Annotated in this window: 4 protein-coding genes; 2 read left to right on the top strand and 2 right to left on the bottom strand. The window is 73.4% G+C overall.

Annotation, left to right across the window (positions count from 1 at the left end; genetic code table 11):
* Nucleotides 1–981, bottom strand: a 981-nt coding sequence (locus FV233_RS28885) for a helix-turn-helix domain-containing protein (protein ID WP_147899578.1), incomplete at its 3' end; no start/stop codon positions are given.
* Between the two features lie 52 nt (nt 982–1,033).
* Between FV233_RS28885 and FV233_RS28880 the strand changes: the two genes are divergently transcribed.
* Both FV233_RS28880 and hspQ read left to right on the top strand, forming a co-directional pair.
* The gene (locus FV233_RS28880) at nt 1,034–1,804 is read left to right on the top strand and encodes a DJ-1/PfpI family protein (RefSeq protein ID WP_147899577.1); all 771 of its coding nucleotides are present in this window, start codon (nt 1,034–1,036) and stop codon (nt 1,802–1,804) included.
* 47 nt (nt 1,805–1,851) lie between these two features.
* Nucleotides 1,852–2,190 carry a heat shock protein HspQ gene (gene hspQ / locus FV233_RS28875; protein WP_147857737.1) on the top strand — a complete coding sequence of 113 codons (339 nt, stop codon included), beginning with the start codon at nt 1,852–1,854 and terminating at the stop codon, nt 2,188–2,190.
* 165 nt (nt 2,191–2,355) lie between these two features.
* Here the strand turns inward: hspQ and FV233_RS28870 are convergent.
* Nucleotides 2,356–3,013: invasion associated locus B family protein (locus FV233_RS28870; protein WP_246690132.1), on the bottom strand; the 658-nt coding region annotated here is incomplete at its 5' end.

Here is a 3,013-nt window from a genome sequence, read left to right as displayed (position 1 = left end):
CCCCCCGAACCGCGCCCGATACGCCTGCGGCGTCGCCGCCACGTGCCGCAGGAAGCTGCGCCGCAGGGTCTCCTCGGAGCCGAAGCCGCAGGTCCGGGCGATGCGCTTCACCGGTTGCGCGGTCTCGGCGAGCGCCCGCCGGGCCGCCTCGATCCGCAGGCGCTCCACGGCCCTGGCCGGGGTGAGGCCGGTCGCCTCCCGGTAGTGCCGGCTCAGGCTGCGTTCGCTCATCCCGGCGGCCTCCGCCAGGGCCGGGAGCGACAGATCCCCCGACAGGTTTTGGGCGATGAAGGCGTGCAGGGCGGCGAAGCGGTCCTCCCCGGCCTGCAGGGCCAAGGCCGCGCTGAACTGCGCCTGCCCGCCGGGGCGCTTCAGGAACATCACGAGGTGGCGCGCCACCGCCAGGGCGAGGTCGCGGCCGAGATCGGCCTCGACCAGGGCCAGCGCCAGGTCGATCCCCGCGGTGACGCCCGCGGAGGTCCAGACCGGGCCGTCCTGCACGAAGATCGGGTCGGGCTCGACCCGGGCCAGCGGATAGCGCCGGGCCAGGGCACCGCAATGCTTCCAGTGGGTCACCGCCCGCCGCTCGTCGAGGAATCCCGTGGCCCCGAGCAGGAACGCGCCCGTGCAGACCGAGGCGACCCGGCGCGCCCGCCCGGCCCGGTCCCGCGCCCAGGCCACCAGCGCCGGGTCGGCGCAGGCCGCCGTGACGCCGGGCCCGCCCGCGACGATCAGGGTGTCCACCGGCGCGCCGCGCTCCGGCAGCGGGTCGGCCACCAGCCGCAGGCCGGCCGAGGCGGTGAGCGCCCCGTCGCCGGCCGCGATCACCCGCGGCGCGTAGGGCGCGAGCCCGCCGCTCAGGTCGTTCGCCGTGGCGAAGACCTGGAGCGGCCCGGCGACGTCGAGGAGCTGCACCGCCGGGAAGGCCAGCAGCTCCACGGGGCGCGGGGTATCTGGCGAGAAACGAGGGGTCTTTGGCATCTCGGCCAGACCGTGGCGCGGTAGGGTCTCCCTGTCCAGCACGGAGGCCCGCATGATTCCCCCCGAGACCCATCTGCAGATCGGTTCGCTCCTGTTCGAGGGGCTCGACCAGATCGACCTCACCGGGCCGTTCGAGGTCCTGTCGCGGATCCCCAATGCGACCTACCGGATCTACGGGCCGAGCCTGGACCCGGTGCGCGACCTGCGCGGCCTCCGGATCACCCCCGACGCCACCCTGGCGCAGGCGCCGCGCCTCGACGTGCTGCACATCCCCGGCGGCCAGGGCCAGGAGGCGCTGATGCGCGACGCCGCCGTGCTCGGCTGGATCCGCAGCCAGGCCTCGGGCGCCTCCCACGTCTTCTCGGTCTGCACCGGCGCGCTGCTGCTCGGGGCGGCGGGGCTGCTGGTCGGGCGGCGGGCGACGACCTACTGGAACGCGGTCCACCTGCTGCCCTGGTTCGGGGCGGAGGCGGTGGACGCGCGGGTGGTGATCGACCCCGATGCCGACGGCCGCACCTGGCTGTTCGCCGCCGGGGTCACCGCGGGGATCGACGGCGCGCTGCAGCTCGCGGCCGAGTTGCGCGGCGACGATGCCGCCCGGCTGATCCAGCTCGGCATGCAATACGCCCCGGAGCCGCCCTTCGACAGCGGCACGCCGCGCGGCGCCCCGCCGGCGATCCTGGCGCAGGCCCGGGAGGCGGCGGCCGGGATCACCGCCCGGCGCGAGGCCACCGCCCGGGCGATCGCGGCCGAACTCGGCATCCCGGAGCCGGGACCTGCCGAATCACACCTCGGTCACCAGGAGATGACACCGGCCCGGTGACACGCCTCGGCATCGGTCCTATCTGTCCGCTCTGGGCGGGCAGAGTCATGACGGACGTAACACTGAGAACCGCGAAGTTCGCGATCGGCGCCGTGGTGCGTCACAGGATCTACCCGTTCCGGGGTATCGTGTTCGACGTCGACCCGGTGTTCGACAACACCGAGGAATGGTGGCTGGCGATCCCCGAGGATGTCCGGCCGCGCAAGGACCAGCCGTTCTACCACCTGCTCGCCGAGAACGCCGAGACCGAGTACGTCGCCTACGTGTCCGAGCAGAACCTCCTGCCGGACACCTCCGGCGAGGCGCTGCGCCATGCCGGCATCGCCGAGATGTTCGAGCGCGACGCGGCCGGCGGCTACCGCGTGCGCGACCGCGTCCGGAACTGATTTTTTTTCGACGGTCTTCGAAGGAGCCGGCCGAGTCCGTCCTTCCGAGGTCCGGGCTCCCGAAGGGCGAGCCCTTTGGGAGCCCCCGAATCCCGGCGCCGGCGATCGCGCATGAAAAAGGGGCCGGCCCTCGCGGTCCGGCCCCGATCGCGATCCGCTGCGGCGTTACTTCGCCGCCGGAGCGGGGGCGGCGCCGGCCGCCGGGGCGGCGCTGCCCTGCTGCTCGAGCTTCTTGCGCATGTCCTCGGAGCGCTTCTCCAGCTCCGACTGCAGCTTCTTCTGCTGCTCTTCCAGGACCTTCGGGTCGATGGCCGGGCCGTCGAAGGCCTTGCCGAAGCCGGCCAGCGGCACCGCGAAGGTGACTTCGCGCTGGGTCTGGTTCTGGACCGAGACGTTGAGGGTCGTGCCCTTCTTCATCGCGGCGACGACGCCGGCATCGACGCCGCCGGCCTCGGCGAAGCAGCCGTTCGGGAAGCAGACCGCGAAGCGGCCCGGGGTCGCGGCCTGGCCGTCGACGTTGAAGCGGATGCCCGGCTGCAGCAGCAGGCCGAGCGGCAGAAGGTAGCGCACCACGCGCACTTCCTGCTTCTGTGCGGCGTTCTTCATCTCGTAGACGGCCACCGCCAGCACGGGCTGGCCCTGGTCGGACACGAAGTCGCGCGTCGTGTAGCAGATGTCGGTGCCGGAGCCCTGGTCCTTGCCGCAGACCTTGGTCCAGTCGGCCTGGCTCGGCTCGGACTTCACGGTCACGATCTGGGGACCGGTCTGCGCGGCGGCGCCGGCCGGCGTGTTGGCGGCCGGGGTGTTCGGCGCGGTGGGGGCG

It is taken from the genome of Methylobacterium sp. WL7, from assembly GCF_008040085.1.
Taxonomy (GTDB): domain Bacteria; phylum Pseudomonadota; class Alphaproteobacteria; order Rhizobiales; family Beijerinckiaceae; genus Methylobacterium; species Methylobacterium mesophilicum.
Note: the sequence above shows the minus strand (reverse complement) of the source record. Positions and strands in the feature narration are given on the sequence as shown.

Coding starts and splice junctions, on each gene's coding strand:
- FV233_RS28880 (WP_147899577.1), top strand. CDS start 1,034: ATGATTCCCCCCGAGACCCATCTGCAGATCGGTTCGCTCCTGTTCGAG.
- hspQ (WP_147857737.1), top strand. CDS start 1,852: ATGACGGACGTAACACTGAGAACCGCGAAGTTCGCGATCGGCGCCGTG.